Origin of the sequence: Pseudomonas fluorescens (assembly GCF_001307155.1) — a bacterium.
Classification (GTDB): domain Bacteria; phylum Pseudomonadota; class Gammaproteobacteria; order Pseudomonadales; family Pseudomonadaceae; genus Aquipseudomonas; species Aquipseudomonas helvetica.
The window spans coordinates 5,671,262-5,684,091 of the sequence record NZ_CP012830.1 but is presented as its reverse complement, the minus strand read 5'-3'; the positions used below and the strand labels follow the sequence as shown (position 1 = coordinate 5,684,091).

Here is a 12,830-nt window from a genome sequence, read left to right as displayed (position 1 = left end):
GTACTTTATTTTTAGGTTAAGTGTTGTTTTTTTACCTTTTGGGTCAATCCGCGACCCGTACGCTCAGGGTGTTGGCCGTTCGGTTTCCCACCCCGGCGCTCTGATTCAACTGGATCACCCCACGGCTACCGGTGAAGGCCTGGTCGCTGGTAGCGACCTGGCGATGGCCAGGAGTAGGATCCGTTGAATCGGAGCTGTTGAGCAGCGCCACGTTCTGTTGCTTGAGGACGCTGTCGTCGATACTTTGCGGCGTAGCACTGATGCTTATCCGTAGGGCGTTGGCTTGCTGGTTGCTGGCGCCCGAACTCTGGTTGACCCCCAGTACGCCATTGCCGTTACTGAAGGCGTTGCCTTTAATGGCTGACTGGGCATCGATCCTGGGATCGACCTGAGTACGCAACCGTTGGCGAATCTGTGTGGTGGCGCTGGCGTCGGTGTCAATGGCGATGGCTCGGGCGTTGGCCTGTTGTTGCTGATCGCCGGCAGCCTGGTTGACCGAGAAGTTGCCCTGGTACTGACTGCCGGAGTTGTCGATGGTGGCCGTATCGATGACAGGCGGTTGGGCAAAGGTCGGCGCACTGCAAAACATGGCCAGAATCAGCAGAGTGCGATTCATTTCAACGGTCTCCCGATATCATTTTCAGACTGCCCAGGCCTTGCTGGATGGTGCCGTCGATCCTGTTGGCAATACCGTTGCCGGAGCCCGCGGAATGTCCTGCGGACAAACCGGGCAACTGTGTCTGACCATTGATGTTGCCGCTCAGCGTGCCGGTGGCTTGAGTGATCGTGCCGGCGATGCTTGCACCGCTGCTGATGCCGGAAATGTCACTGTCCGACAGTTCATTGGTTGCACTGATGACTTGTTTGGACGGGTTGGCATTGACGGTCAGGGGGGTGGGGTCGGGAACCATGGGGCGGCGAGTCGCGTTACGCGTTTGAACTTCCCGCTGGATGACGATGATTCCATCGGCGGCCGGGACAGGCAGACTGATGACAGAGCTGAACGCACATCCGATCAGCAGGAGGCGGATAAAGCCTTTATCGATTGTCTCCACGTCGGCACTCCCTCGTCTTTTGTGCGCTGGCCTTGGTCAGCGTTGTGAGGGAGAGAGCAGAAGCCGTGCCGCTTTTTTTTTGTTGATTTAATTCAATTGGTTACGTGGTATTTCGGGCGAGGAGATGTATGAGCTGTATCAACCGTGAGACGGTACCGGCCATCGCGAGCCGCTCCTATCTGGCGAAAAGCTCTAAATCAAGTGTTTGCGGGCGAGTGTACCAATGACTTAACAGTCAGCATGACAAGGGTATAAGGACCGTTAACAGGCCTGTTACACGGCACTGGAGTGTTTCAAGAACGGACATGTGCTCCCTCAAATGCAGGTGCTTTCACAGCGTGAGCAATTGCTCCACGGCAGCAAAGGCCTGACGACGGCGCTCGGCCCAATTGCCATTGATGACTTGTAGTCGTTGCTGGTGTTGTTCCAGCCAGGCTTTTGTTGCGTTGAAGAACGCCAGGCGCTGGTTCAGATCCGGTTGGCAGCGTTGGCCGTCATCCGTCCAGTCCACCACCTCAGGGGAAAGCAACAAGTGCAAGTCATAGTGCCTTGCCAGCAGCGCGTCTTCGATCCAGGCGGGGCATTCGCCAAACAGGGTTTGGCTCCACAACACATTGCTTAACAGGTGCGTGTCGAGAATCAGCAGTGCAGGGCGTTGGGCTCGGACGCTGTCTTCCCAGGCCATTTGACCACGGGCAATCTGCGGGATATCGGCAAGGCAGGTATCACGTGGGTTCTGCTCAATGAAGTAACGTACGTATTCGCCCACCAGCAACCCACCAAAGTGGCGTTGAAGTTCTGCCGATAACCAGCTTTTGCCACTGGACTCCGGGCCGGTGAGTACCAGGACCTTCATGCGCGCAACGCCGGATCGGCCTGCCATTCGCGCCAGCCTTGCACGGCGATCAGCGTAAACAGGCCATAGAGCGCAGCTGTCAGGTACAAGCCCTTGTAGATAAACAGCCCGACGAAAATCACATCGACGGCAATCCACAGCGGCCAGCATTGCAGACGTTTTTGCGCCATCCACAGTTGCGCCACCAGACTGAAACTGGTCAATGCTGCGTCCAGCCAGGGCTGCGCGGCGTCGGTCCAATGAGCCATGGCCGCGCCCAGCAGCAAGCTGCCGACGGCACCGACGGCCAACCCTGCCCACATCGAGCGGCCATCCAGCTGCGTGACTTGCCGGCCATGTTGCGCTTCGCCGGCACGGGTCCACTGCCACCAGCCGTAGAGCTGCAAGCCGGCGTAAATCACTTGCAGCAGCATGTCCGAATACAGCTTCACTTCGAAAAAGAACCAACTGTAGAGCAGCACCATGACCAGTCCGATCGGCCAGCACCAAGGGTTCTGTTTGACCGTCAACCAGACGGCAATCACGCCGAGTGCGGCGGCAAACAGTTCAAGCCCGGACATGAAGGATCCTTGGTGAAGATGAAAAGGGCGCCGATTGTAACGCAGGTGGGGATTGTGGCGAGGGGGGCTTGCCCGAAGCCGGTCAGTTAAGACGCTCCCACATGGGCAGTGTTTCAGCGCAAGGTTCGTCTACACCCGAAACTGCTTGAGCAGGCCATTCAACTGCTCACTGAGTTCTTTCAAATGCACGCTTGCGACGCTCGACTGCTCAGCAGCCAAGGCGGTGCTGTGGGACAACCCCGCGGCCTGGGTGACGTTTTGGTTGATGTCCTCGACCACATGCGCCTGTTGCAGGGTTGCGCTGGCAATCGAGGCGTTCAGGCCGTTGAGATTATTCAGGGCCTGGCCGATCGCGTTCAGGCTGGCACCCGCCAATCCGGCCTGTTCAATGGTCAGTTGCGAGGCGCGGCTGCTGTCGCCGATCACTTTGACTGCCGCCTCGGAATGGCTCTGCAAGCGCTCGATCATCGACTGGATTTCAGCCGTGGACTTTTGCGTGCGCTGTGCCAGCAGCCGGACTTCATCGGCCACCACGGCGAAGCCCCGTCCTTGCTCACCGGCACGGGCCGCTTCAATGGCCGCATTGAGCGCCAGCAGATTGGTCTGTTCGGCGATCGAACGGATCACTTCGAGCACGCTGCCGATCTGTGTGCTTTCGGTGGCCAGGGTGCGGATCACCTCAACGGCTTGATCGATGGTGCTCGACAGTTGATCGATCTGCTGCAAGCTCCCATCGATGTTTACTTGCCCCTGTTGTGCCTGCGCTTGCGCATCGCGCATTTCGCTGGCGGCGTGCTCGGCGTTCCTGGCCACGTCCTGCACGCCATAGGTCACTTCATTGATCGCGGTCGCCACCAGCTCCATTTGTTGGGACTGTTGCTGGCTGCGCACTTGGGCTTGGGCCGCATCGTTGCCCAGGTCGCTGGATGACTGCCCCAGGGCACTGGCGGACAGCTGCAATTGAGTGATGACCCGGCGCAATTTTTCCGTGAAGGCGTTGAAATGCTGCGCCAATTCGGTCACTTCGTCCTGACCATGGGTATCAAGGCTACGGGTCAGATCGCTTTCACCGCTGGCGATATTGGCCATGGCGTTCACGGTTTCCTGGAGTGGGCGCACGATACTGCGCGCAATCAGGATCACCAGCAGTGCCATAAGGACAGCAATGGCAAGCCCGACAAGCGATGTCTGCCACATTTGTGCGTAAAACTCGGCCTGCATGTCATCGATGTACACACCCGAACCAATGACCCAGCCCCAGGGTTCGAAGAGTTTCACGTAGGAGGTTTTCTGGACCGGTGTACTGGCACCCGGCTTTGGCCAGCGATAGTCAACCATACCGGCGCCCTTGGCCTTGGCGATGACCACCATCTCGTTGAACAGCGCGAAGCCGTCCGGATCCTTGATCGTGGAAAGGTTCTGGCCTTCGAGTTTCGGATTGGTCGGGTGCATGACCATCACGGGTGTCAGGTCGTTGATCCAGAAGTAGTCGTTCTGGTCGTAGCGCAATCCGCGCACCACGCTCAATGCCTGTTTCTGCGCCGCTTCGCGGGTCAGGGTGCCGGTGGTTTCCAGGTCGTGGTAGTAGGCCAGAATGCCGCTGGCCGTCTGCACCACATGCTGGGTTTTCTGGGCCTTGGCCTGATAAAGGTCATCGTGGATCTGCTTGAGCATCAGCACACCCAACGTCAACAGCATCAGCACAGCCACAATCAGGATGAGCCACAGACGGCGGCTGATCGACACACTGCGCAAGCTATTCATAACCGTATTACTCCTGGTTTTTTCTTGTTCTTGTCATAAACGACCGCCAGCATTCAGGCACGCTTTTGCTGTTGAGCCAACCCTACTCAAGTCCAATTACGGCGCAGCGTAATTCAGGCATGTCTGATAGGATTTCGGCCGCGTCAGCAAAAACCTGAAGTTGCGCTGATTTTTTACGGGGTTTTACGGCTTCGCGTGGGGATCGTGCGAATTGTCATTCGGTGACGCTGATCGCAGTGGACGCTTGAATTTGATTAACGAGGCATGCCTTGGAGGCATGATTTCATTGGGGGATTGATGGATTTTTGGACCGCCGTTCAGGCTTTGATTCTTGGCGTTGTAGAGGGACTGACAGAGTTTTTGCCCATTTCCAGTACCGGGCACCAGATTATCGTCGCGGATTTGCTTAACTTCGGTGGCGAGCGCGAGAAGGCATTCAACATCATCATCCAGCTCGGCGCGATCCTGGCCGTGGTCTGGGAGTTTCGCCGCAAGATCCTCGACGTGGTAACCGGGTTGCCAACGCAGCGCAATGCTCAACGGTTTACCGTTAACCTGTTGATCGCTTTCATGCCGGCCGTGGTGCTGGGGGTGATCTTTGCCAATATGATCCACAAATACCTGTTCAACCCGATCACCGTGGCGACGGCGCTGGTGGTGGGCGGGGTCATCATGTTGTGGGCTGAGCGTCGCGAGCACAGCGTGCACGCCGAAACCGTCGACGAGATCACCTGGAAAGACGCCCTGAAGGTCGGTTTTGCCCAGTGCCTGGCAATGATTCCCGGCACTTCGCGCTCCGGTTCGACGATCATCGGCGGCTTGTTGTTTGGCCTGTCGCGTAAAACCGCCACCGAGTTTTCGTTCTTCCAGGCCATGCCGACCATGGTCGGCGCCGCGGTGTACTCCGGCTACAAGTATCGCGACCTGTTTCAGGCGGCTGACCTCCCGGTGTTCGCCATCGGCTTCGTCACTGCGTTTATATTCGCGATGATCGCGGTCAAGGGCTTGCTCAAGTTCATCGCCAGCCACAGCTATGCTGCGTTTGCCTGGTACCGGATCGTGTTCGGCTTGTTGATCCTGGCGACCTGGCAGTTCGGTTGGGTTGACTGGGCGGCGGCTACATCATGATTGAGCCACGCAATGGGCGCGGGATTCAAAACCCGCGCCTCAAAGGCCTGGTGTTCCTGGCGCTGTGCGCTTTGCCGGCATTTGGCTCGATGCTTCTCTGGTGGCGCGGGATTTCGCTGATTCCGCTCGCGGCCTATGTGATTGTCAGCCTGCTGGCGTTCTGTTTGTACTGGAGCGACAAGCGCAAGGCCCGGGCCGACAACTGGCGTACACCGGAAAACGTGCTGCATGCAATCGAACTGGCCGGTGGCTGGCTGGGCGCTTTGCTCGCCCAGCAGGTGTTTCGGCACAAGACCCGCAAAGTGTCTTATCAACTGGTGTTCTGGATCATCGTGCTGTTGCATGAGGTGTTCTGGATCGATCAGTTGTTCCTCGGTGCCGGCCTGTTCAGGCTGTTCTAAAGCAATAAACCGACCTGCACACGCTTGGGCAACTTGCTCACCACCAGTTGGTGAGAACGTTGCAGCAAGCCTTGTAGCTCATCGGTGCCAAGCGGGTAGGGCGTTTGCATGATGATCCACTGCGCCCTTGCCAGATAGGGCGCAGGCCCGATACCCGGGCGATCGACGTGCCCCAGAAACAGCTCTTTGTCGACCTTGAACGCCAATGATTCACCCCGCAGATTTATCAGGGCGAACATCTTGGTTCCAGCCACTGAAAACACCCGTACACCGCCCCATTTGTAATCTTCTTGCGCGCCGGGCAATGCCAGGCAGAAACGTGCCACGTCTTCTTCAGTCATCGGCTTGGCCTTCATAACAGTCGATCCCCGCAGGCTTTGAATGATTCGGTCAAATGGTCAATCCAGGCGCGCACCGCCGGCAGCAAACCGCGCCGATGAGGGTAGACTGCCAGCAGCCAACCGCCAGGCAGCGACCACTCGGGCAGCAGTTGCACCAGCGAGCCGTTTTCCAGTTCTTCTTCGCAGTACATCATCGGCAGCAGGGTGAAGCCAAGTCCCGCCAGCGTGCAGGCTTTGCGCACGATGAAATCATCGATCCCCAGTCGTGCTTCCAGCGTCAGGTCGCACGTTGTGCCCTGAGCGTCGAGCATGCGCACATGCACCATGCGATCAGCTTCCAGGGCGCCGAGCACCGGAACCTGCTTCAGATCTTCCGGGCTGTTGATGGGATGCTCGCGTATAAAGGCCGGGCTGGCGATCATCACCATTTGCGCCTGGCGCAAACGTCGGGTGACCAGCAGCGGGTCTTCATCACCCAGATCGCGCACTCTCAAGGCGACATCGATGCCTTCGGTCACCAGGTCGACCCGGCGATTGAGCAACTGCATCTCCAATTGCACTTGGGGGAAGCGTTCCAGAAACGTGCTGATGACCGATGGCAAAAACTCATGAGCCAGCCCAACGGGGCAGGAAACCCGCAAGCGCCCTCGGGGCTCGCTGGACATGCTGGCGACGGCCTCGTCAGCCATTTCGGCCTCCAGCAGCATTGCCTGGCAATGGCGCAAATAGCGCTCGCCGACAGCGGTCAGCTTGAGCTGGCGGGTGGTGCGCTGGAGGAGGCGGGCACCCAGACGCTCTTCGAGTTCGGCGATACGCCGCGACAGCCGCGACTTGGGAATGCCCAACACGCGCCCGGCGGCGGCGAAACCGCCGGCTTCGACGACTTTGGCGAAGTAGTAAAGGTCATTGAGGTCTTGCATGGTGTCACTCGACTGTCCTATCAGTGGGACAAACTATCGCATTGTTGCTGACTAATCAGCTATTGGTTTCATCTGTAGGATTGTCTCCATCAGATCGCCCGGTGGCGATCCTCACTTGGAGATCCCACATGAAACTCTTGCACATCGATTCGAGCATCCTTGGTGACAACTCTGCTTCCCGTCAGCTGAGCCACAGTGTCGTCCAGGCCTGGAAAACCGCCGAGCCTGCTGCCGTGGTGACTTACCGCGACCTGGCCAGCGATGCCATCAGCCATTTCTCCGCCGCGACGCTGGTCGCTGCCGGTACCACCGCCGAGCTGCGCAACGCCGCACAACAGCACGAAGCTGAACTGAGCGCTTCGACCCTGGCCGAATTCCTCGCTGCCGATGCCGTCGTGATCGCCGCACCGATGTACAACTTCACCATCCCGACCCAGCTCAAGGCCTGGATCGACCGCATTGCCGTTGCCGGCCAGACTTTCCGCTACACCGAAGCCGGCCCTGAAGGCCTGTGCGGCAACAAGAAAGTCGTGGTGGTGTCGACTTCTGGCGGTATGCACCTGGGTCAGGCGACTGGCGTAGGTCACGAAGAGTATTTGAAAGTCATGCTAGGCTTCATGGGTATCACCGACATCGAGTTCGTCCGCGCCCATGGCCTGGCTTACGGTGACGACGTTCGCAACAAAGCCATGAGCGATGCTCAGGCGCACATCAGCGAGCAATTGTTCGCTGCCGCGTAAGGCTTGCGTAAAGAGTTAAAAAGCTCAGGCAATACCCACTAGACTCTGTATTCTGATCGTCGTAAAACGATCGGGGTACGGAGTCTTTCTGTATCTGTATCAAAAGCGCTGTCGTTTTAGTTGTTGGCCCAGGTTATGCAGTCTCGGGTTATCGGCCCCGTTCTGCATAGACCTTGAAAGCCGCAATCGTCGGCGCAAGGCTTTAATCCAAGGGATTGGCGGAAAACGGGTATTCCAATCGGGTAACAAGGTGGGGCATCCCATGATGCGTCTTTGTGCAATGTTACTGATTTGCCTGCTCAGCAGCCTGAATTCAGTGCAAGCCGCGCCTGCGCCGCACCCTCATTGGAGCGTTGGCTACCATGAGCTGACGTTTCTCGATCCGCTGGATTTACAACCCATGCGGGCCATCGCCTTTTACCCGTCGACCGGCATCGAGCATTCAAGAAAGCTCGAGGGTTATCAAATCCAGGCGACCGAAGACGCAAGGGTCGCAATTGGCCGCTTTCCGATGTTGATGCTCTCCCACGGCAACATCGGCACCCCACTGGCGTTGCATGACCTTGCCACATCGCTGGCACGCAAAGGCTTTGTGGTGGTGGCGGTGATTCATCCCGGTGACAACTCCAAGGACCACAGCCGCCTCGGTACGTTAAGCAACCTTTATGGCCGGCCGATCCAGATTTCCGAAGCCATCACCGCAACCCTGGCCGATCCCATGCTGTCGCCGTTCGTCAATCCCGACGAGGTCGGAGTGATCGGTTATTCGGCCGGTGGCGAAACGGCGTTGATTCTTTCGGGCGCCACGCCGGACCTGAATCGTTTACGCCTGTACTGTAAAGAACGCCCCGACGACGGAGACGCCTGCAGCACCAACGGTGAACTGATTGTCGACCGCGATGACTTGCAACCAGTCGCTGACCCACGGGTTCACGCGCTGTTACTGATGGCGCCATTGAGCCTGAAGTTCGGCCGTCATACCTTGGCCGGTGTGCATGTGCCGGTGCTGCTCTATAGCGGCGATGGCGACAAACTGGTCGCCCTCGATAAAAACGCTGCTGCGCTCGCTCGTAAGCTACCCGTTGCTCCGGATTTCAAACTGCTGGCGGGGGCCGGGCATTTCGTGTTCATGGCACCGTGTACCCAGGAGCAACTCGCGGCGATGCCGGCCTTGTGCACCGATGCTGAGGGCGTTGACCGCGAGGGCATTCACCGTAACCTGATCTCCGAAGCCGGGCGATTCTTTGCTCAAACCCTGAGCAAGCCAAGCGGGGCGGGAATGCAGACGGCTGACCAGACGTTGCCGTAGACGCCAGGGTCTTACGACGGGCTGAGTGCTGAGCGACGTTTCAGCAGCAGGGTCAGCCCCAGTCCGGTGGTCGACAACAGCGCCGCGCAGAAGAAAATCCACGAGTACCCCAGATTCAGCGCCACCGCGCCCATCAACGGTCCGGCGATCGCCAGCGCCAGATCGAAAAACACCGCATAGGCACTCAAGCCGGCGCCACGGCTGCTGCTTGGCACTTGCTTGATGGCCTCGACACCCAATGCCGGATAAACCAGCGACAGACCGAACCCGGTCAGCCCCGCCCCCATCAACGCCACGGCCGTCGACGGGGCCAACCAGAGCAGGCCCAGCCCCAGGGTTTCGATGCTCATGCAGGCGATGGCCGAGTTGAATCCGCCAAAGCGGTTGATGCTGGAGATAAACAGCAGGCGCGAGAGGATGAAACAGATGCCAAAGACCGTCAGGCACCAGGCTGCACCGGTCCAGCCGCGACTGATATAGAACAGGGTAATAAAGGTGGTGAGCGTGCCGTAGCCGATCGAGGCCAGGCTCAAGCTCGCGCCAAACGGCGCAATACGCCCGAACACCGCCCAAAACGGTAAGCGCTCACCGCGAATGACCGGCACCGAGGGCTTGTTGCGAATCAGCAGCAATGCTGCCAGCGCCAGCGCCGAGAGCGCAATCCCAAGACTGGCGAACCCCCACTCGCCGACCATCACCACACCCAGTGGCGCACCAACGGCAATCGCGGCATATGAAGCAATCCCGTTCCAGGAAATCGAGCGGGAAGTGTGTTCGGTTCCCACCTGGCCCATGCACCAACTGACGGTGCCTACAGCGATCAGGCCTTGGGCGATCCCCAACAACAATCGACCGCCGATCAGAATCATCAGGCTCAGCAACGGCAGATTCTGCAACAAGGTCGACAGCAGCGTCAGCACGCCACTGAGCATGATCCCCAGTAACCCGTACATAATCGCCTGCTTGCTGCCGATACTGTCCGACATACGCCCGGCCATCGGCCGGCTGAACAAGGTAGCGAGGTACTGCGAGCCGATGGTCAGCCCGGCGACGACGGCGCTGAAACCCAGTTGCTCATGGACATACCCCGGCAACACTGCAATCGGCAGACCGATGCAGAGGAACGCAACAAAGGCATAAAAAACGATGGAGACGATCTGCAGGGTGATCGCCGTGGAGCTGACGGGAGGCGTTTGTTGCACAGACATGAGCGCTCGTTCGCGGGCGGGCGGTTAGAGAGCTGCATCATGGCGTGGGCCTGAAATAAAAGGAAGCAGGCTAACGGTTTCTTTCGACGACAATCGCTATCGCGGGCAAGCCTTGCCCGCGATGATCATAGGTATCTACACAATGTTGAAGTGTGGTGCAGGACAGATCCCGTAGCAGCTGCCGAGCCTGCGAGGCTGCGTTCGAGGACGAAGTCCTCGCAAATCCTGCATACGCGGTTTGCCTGGAGAAACGCGTTGCTTGATTTGACGACCGCTGCGTCCGGATGCGGCCCAGACCTAACGCAGCCTCGCGGGCTCGGCAGCTGCTACGAGAGTTGGAACAGAAAGATGTGTGGATACCTATGCCGCGTTGACGTTAGTTCAGGCCCAGTTTTCCACGCAGGGTCGACAAGTCTTCCGCCAGGGTGTTGACCGGGCCGACCAGCGCCTTGCGGTCGTTTTCCTTGACCTTGTCGTAGGTCTCGAAACCGCCGCCAGCGGTTTTGTACTTGGCCAGAATCGTGTTCACGCTGGCGAAGTTCTTGTCGACTTTGGCGACGAAGGCCTTGTCCTGTTTCTCGAGTTGCGGACGGAACAGGTCGACGATTTTCTTCGCGCCGTCGATGTTGCCCTGGAAGTCATACAGGTCGGTATGGCTGTAGCGATCCTCTTCGCCGGAGATCTTGGTCGCTGCGACTTCTTCAAGCAATGTAGCGGCGCCGCCCACGACTTTTTCCGGCGGGAAGGTCAGGCCGGCAACGCGGGTTTGCAGGTCCTTGACGTCTTTGTTCAAACCGTCGGCCAGATCACCAAGGCCCTCGGTGCTTTTCTCGGAGAACAGGCTGTATTCGATGCGGTGGAAACCGGTGAAGTCTTCAGCCTTGACACCTTTTTCGTGGTCGTTGACGCGCGAGTCGATGGACGCATCGAGGTCACTGAACAGCTCGGCAATCGGCTCGATCGACTCGTAGTAAACACGGGTGGGCGCATAGAGTTTTTGAGCGGTGGCCAGGTCACCTTTCTTCACCGCGTCGGTGAATTGCTGGGTGTGGCTGGCAAACCCGTCGAGCTGCTCGGTGACGTAGATTTTATAATCCGAGATCGGCCCCACCAGATCCAGCGGCGCTGTGGTGGCGAAAGCCGACAGTGGAGCGTGGAGCAAGCCAAGGGCGATCAGCAAAGCGAGAGGCGACTTCTTCATGGGACTTTTCCGTGGGTTTGTTGTGTTCAGGGGGTTAAGCCGTGGTTTTCGGTTGAGTGGCATCGAGCAGTGAACGACCGAAGAAATCCTTGTCGCCGGTTACGCCCGGCAAGGTGAAGAAGTAGCCGCCGCCGATGGGCTTGAGGTATTCCTCCAGCGGCTCGCCGTTGAGTCGGGTTTGCACAGTGATGAAACCGTTGTGCAGGTCGGCCTGGTAGCAGATGAACAGCAAGCCCATTTCCAGCTGACCGTTTTTGCTCACGCCGTTGGAATAATTGAACGGCCGACGCAGGATCAGATTGGCTTGGGTCGCGGCAGTGCGCGGGTTGGCCAGGCGGATGTGCGCGTCCATTTTGGTCAGTTTGCCGTGAGGGTCTTTGGCATAGTCGGGCACCTGGCTTTCATGGCTACCGCCGATGGGCGCGCCGGTACTTTTGACCCGACCGAGAATGCTTTCCTGTTCTTGCAGCGGCGTGCGGTCCCAACGCTCGACGAGGTTGCGGATAATCCGCACCGCCTGATAGCTGCCATTGGCCGCCCAGGCCGGCTCATCGCTGCCTGGTTGCACCCAGACAATCTGCTCCATGGTTTTCTTGTCGTTGGAATCGGGGTTGGCCGAGCCGTCACGAAAACCGAGGAAGTTGCGCGCACTTTGCGCAGGTGTTCCAGGCTTTGCCGGTGCTTGCGGCGGTACGCTGCCTTCCTGTTTCCAGCGCACCAACAGCAGGTCCGGCAGGTTTTTCACGATGTCGCGCAAGGCGTGAATATTGGTGTCAGCGGTGTTGGCGCAGAACTGCAGGCTCAGGTCGCCGTGGCAGAGCTCGGGTTGCAGTGCATCGTTGGGGAATCCGACCATGCGGATCAATCGCTTGGGCTTGGCGCTGGCCAGGCCGAAACGCTCGTCGAACAGCGATTCACCCACCGAGACAGTGACGGTCAGGTTGTCGGGTGTCACCACCGGGCCAAGAATTCCCGAGTCCACGGGTGGGAACTTCGGGTCGACCTGAGCCACTGGGCCGCCGGTCATCAGGAACGCAATGCGCTGGTTCAACGTGCGAAACAACCGCTCAAGGTCTTCGCGGTCGGTGGCCAATACGTCGAACGACACCAGCATGCCGCACGCCGGGCGTGGGGTGACGATGCCGGTCTGGTGCTGACCGTGGAAGTCATGGCGATCCTGGGTTTTGGCGCTGTTCGGTGCTTCAGTGACTTGCGCCGGGCTGGCGGCCATGGCCGGACAGCTCAACGTGCTGCCCGCCAACGCGACACCGGCGGCGCCCATGCCCAACAGTACGCGGCGACGCTGGGCATTGATCTGATCTAAATCGTTCATCTGAATAGGGTCTT

14 protein-coding genes are annotated in these 12,830 nt (G+C 58.7%); 4 read left to right on the top strand and 10 right to left on the bottom strand.

Annotated elements, in window-relative coordinates; genetic code table 11:
* Positions 1 to 43 precede the first annotated feature (43 nt).
* From AO353_RS25785 to AO353_RS25765, 5 genes are all read right to left on the bottom strand, one after another.
* On the bottom strand, positions 44 to 616 hold the full coding sequence (locus tag AO353_RS25785) for a hypothetical protein (RefSeq protein WP_054597510.1): 573 nt from the start codon (positions 614 to 616) through the stop codon (positions 44 to 46).
* Position 617: 1 nt separating this feature from the next.
* A complete protein-coding gene (locus tag AO353_RS25780; protein ID WP_054597509.1) occupies positions 618 to 1,055 on the bottom strand; it encodes a hypothetical protein in 438 nt (145 codons plus the stop codon).
* A gap of 331 nt (positions 1,056 to 1,386) precedes the next feature.
* Entirely contained in the window at positions 1,387 to 1,911 is a 525-nt protein-coding gene (locus AO353_RS25775; RefSeq protein ID WP_054597508.1) for an AAA family ATPase, read from the bottom strand.
* Positions 1,908 to 2,471: a nicotinamide riboside transporter PnuC gene (pnuC, locus tag AO353_RS25770; protein WP_054597507.1), complete on the bottom strand. Its 564-nt coding sequence runs from the start codon at positions 2,469 to 2,471 to the stop codon at positions 1,908 to 1,910. Before pnuC ends, AO353_RS25775 begins: the two co-directional genes overlap by 4 nt.
* Before the next feature lie 129 nt (positions 2,472 to 2,600).
* The gene (locus AO353_RS25765; RefSeq protein ID WP_054597506.1) at positions 2,601 to 4,235 is read right to left on the bottom strand and encodes a methyl-accepting chemotaxis protein; all 1,635 of its coding nucleotides are present in this window, start codon (positions 4,233 to 4,235) and stop codon (positions 2,601 to 2,603) included.
* 297 nt (positions 4,236 to 4,532) lie between these two features.
* Here AO353_RS25765 and AO353_RS25760 point away from each other — a divergent pair, with 297 nt between their 5' ends.
* Positions 4,533 to 5,363, top strand: coding sequence for an undecaprenyl-diphosphate phosphatase (locus AO353_RS25760; protein WP_054597505.1), 831 nt, complete (start codon positions 4,533 to 4,535; stop codon positions 5,361 to 5,363).
* Positions 5,360 to 5,764: a DUF1294 domain-containing protein gene (locus AO353_RS25755; RefSeq protein ID WP_054597504.1), complete on the top strand. Its 405-nt coding sequence runs from the start codon at positions 5,360 to 5,362 to the stop codon at positions 5,762 to 5,764. The genes AO353_RS25760 and AO353_RS25755 overlap by 4 nt, the downstream gene beginning before the upstream one ends.
* Here AO353_RS25755 and AO353_RS25750 read toward each other — a convergent pair.
* Together AO353_RS25750 and AO353_RS25745 are read right to left on the bottom strand one after the other, a co-directional pair.
* Entirely contained in the window at positions 5,761 to 6,120 is a 360-nt protein-coding gene (locus AO353_RS25750; RefSeq protein ID WP_173859980.1) for an MmcQ/YjbR family DNA-binding protein, read from the bottom strand. The two genes, AO353_RS25755 and AO353_RS25750, sit on opposite strands and share 4 nt — an antisense overlap.
* Entirely contained in the window at positions 6,117 to 7,025 is a 909-nt protein-coding gene (locus AO353_RS25745; RefSeq protein WP_054597503.1) for a LysR substrate-binding domain-containing protein, read from the bottom strand. The genes AO353_RS25750 and AO353_RS25745 overlap by 4 nt, the downstream gene beginning before the upstream one ends.
* Positions 7,026 to 7,153: 128 nt before the next feature.
* Here AO353_RS25745 and AO353_RS25740 point away from each other — a divergent pair, with 128 nt between their 5' ends.
* Complete coding sequence (locus AO353_RS25740; RefSeq protein WP_054597502.1) at positions 7,154 to 7,765, top strand: FMN-dependent NADH-azoreductase; 612 nt, start codon at positions 7,154 to 7,156, stop codon at positions 7,763 to 7,765.
* 262 nt (positions 7,766 to 8,027) lie between these two features.
* A complete protein-coding gene (locus AO353_RS25735; RefSeq protein ID WP_054597501.1) occupies positions 8,028 to 9,074 on the top strand; it encodes an alpha/beta hydrolase family protein in 1,047 nt (348 codons plus the stop codon).
* Between the two features lie 11 nt (positions 9,075 to 9,085).
* Here the strand turns inward: AO353_RS25735 and AO353_RS25730 are convergent, their stop codons facing one another.
* The 3 genes from AO353_RS25730 to efeB all read right to left on the bottom strand — a co-directional run bounded on the left by AO353_RS25730 (position 9,086) and on the right by efeB (position 12,816).
* Positions 9,086 to 10,282: an MFS transporter gene (locus tag AO353_RS25730; RefSeq protein ID WP_054597500.1), complete on the bottom strand. Its 1,197-nt coding sequence runs from the start codon at positions 10,280 to 10,282 to the stop codon at positions 9,086 to 9,088.
* Positions 10,283 to 10,658: 376 nt separating this feature from the next.
* Positions 10,659 to 11,483 carry an iron uptake system protein EfeO gene (gene efeO, locus AO353_RS25725; RefSeq protein ID WP_054597499.1) on the bottom strand — a complete coding sequence of 275 codons (825 nt, stop codon included), beginning with the start codon at positions 11,481 to 11,483 and terminating at the stop codon, positions 10,659 to 10,661.
* A 34-nt stretch (positions 11,484 to 11,517) separates the two neighbouring features.
* On the bottom strand, positions 11,518 to 12,816 hold the full coding sequence (gene efeB, locus AO353_RS25720; protein WP_054597498.1) for an iron uptake transporter deferrochelatase/peroxidase subunit: 1,299 nt from the start codon (positions 12,814 to 12,816) through the stop codon (positions 11,518 to 11,520).
* Positions 12,817 to 12,830 lie beyond the last annotated feature (14 nt).

Bases quoted from the DNA above. Each gene is read 5' to 3' on its own strand.
- AO353_RS25785 (WP_054597510.1), bottom strand. From the start codon at position 616: ATGAATCGCACTCTGCTGATTCTGGCCATGTTTTGCAGTGCGCCGACC.
- AO353_RS25775 (WP_054597508.1), bottom strand. From the start codon at position 1,911: ATGAAGGTCCTGGTACTCACCGGCCCGGAGTCCAGTGGCAAAAGCTGG.
- pnuC (WP_054597507.1), bottom strand. From the start codon at position 2,471: ATGTCCGGGCTTGAACTGTTTGCCGCCGCACTCGGCGTGATTGCCGTC.
- AO353_RS25765 (WP_054597506.1), bottom strand. From the start codon at position 4,235: ATGAATAGCTTGCGCAGTGTGTCGATCAGCCGCCGTCTGTGGCTCATC.
- AO353_RS25760 (WP_054597505.1), top strand. From the start codon at position 4,533: ATGGATTTTTGGACCGCCGTTCAGGCTTTGATTCTTGGCGTTGTAGAG.
- AO353_RS25755 (WP_054597504.1), top strand. From the start codon at position 5,360: ATGATTGAGCCACGCAATGGGCGCGGGATTCAAAACCCGCGCCTCAAA.
- AO353_RS25750 (WP_173859980.1), bottom strand. From the start codon at position 6,120: ATGAAGGCCAAGCCGATGACTGAAGAAGACGTGGCACGTTTCTGCCTG.
- AO353_RS25745 (WP_054597503.1), bottom strand. From the start codon at position 7,025: ATGCAAGACCTCAATGACCTTTACTACTTCGCCAAAGTCGTCGAAGCC.
- AO353_RS25740 (WP_054597502.1), top strand. From the start codon at position 7,154: ATGAAACTCTTGCACATCGATTCGAGCATCCTTGGTGACAACTCTGCT.
- AO353_RS25735 (WP_054597501.1), top strand. From the start codon at position 8,028: ATGATGCGTCTTTGTGCAATGTTACTGATTTGCCTGCTCAGCAGCCTG.
- AO353_RS25730 (WP_054597500.1), bottom strand. From the start codon at position 10,282: ATGTCTGTGCAACAAACGCCTCCCGTCAGCTCCACGGCGATCACCCTG.
- efeO (WP_054597499.1), bottom strand. From the start codon at position 11,483: ATGAAGAAGTCGCCTCTCGCTTTGCTGATCGCCCTTGGCTTGCTCCAC.
- efeB (WP_054597498.1), bottom strand. From the start codon at position 12,816: ATGAACGATTTAGATCAGATCAATGCCCAGCGTCGCCGCGTACTGTTG.